Genomic DNA, 528 nt, shown 5'->3' with positions numbered 1-528 from the left:
GTGACTTCCGCGACGAGCATCAGCAACTCCGGCACGATCAACGGCACGCCGAGCGTTGAGCCGGTGGCTACCGAACCCTTGCCAAGCTTGAGTTACTCAGCCGGCGGGCAGAACAAAACGGTGCCGCAAAACGGCACGCTCTCGCTTGCGCCCGGCTCATACAACAACGTAACGCTCAACAGCTTCGGCACGCTGCAGCTCGCCAGCGGCGATTATATTTCACCAGCCTCCAATACAACAGCAGCACGACAACGACGGCAGTGATCGAAATCGATTTGAGCAGCGGCGCGCCGATCACGCTGAATGTTGTGAGCAATCTCTATCTCGGCAAAGAGATTGAGATTCGCCTGTTGCCGAACGGCGAAGGCGACAGCGAGCTGGTGACCTTCAACACCTTGCAAAGCTCAGCGGTGAGCTTCGGCAAAGAGGCTTATCTGTTGGGGAGTTTCAACGCGCCGAACGCGGAAGTGACGCTCGCCAAGAACAGCCAGTTGCGCGGGGCCATGTGCGTGAAAGAATTGCTCGTCG

Annotated in this window: 2 protein-coding genes; both read left to right on the top strand. The window is 58.1% G+C overall.

From position 1 onward, the window contains the following. On the top strand, positions 1 to 264 hold a 264-nt coding region (locus L6R21_28290), incomplete at its 5' end, for a hypothetical protein (protein ID MCK6563102.1). Further along, positions 261 to 528, top strand: a 268-nt coding sequence (locus L6R21_28285; protein MCK6563101.1) for a hypothetical protein, incomplete at its 3' end; no start/stop codon positions are given. The genes L6R21_28290 and L6R21_28285, both read left to right, overlap by 4 nt.

This window comes from bacterium (assembly GCA_023150945.1).
Lineage (GTDB): Bacteria > Zhuqueibacterota > Zhuqueibacteria > Zhuqueibacterales > Zhuqueibacteraceae > Coneutiohabitans.
The sequence above is the reverse complement of the archived record's forward strand: the minus strand, read 5'-3'. Positions and strand labels throughout refer to the sequence as shown.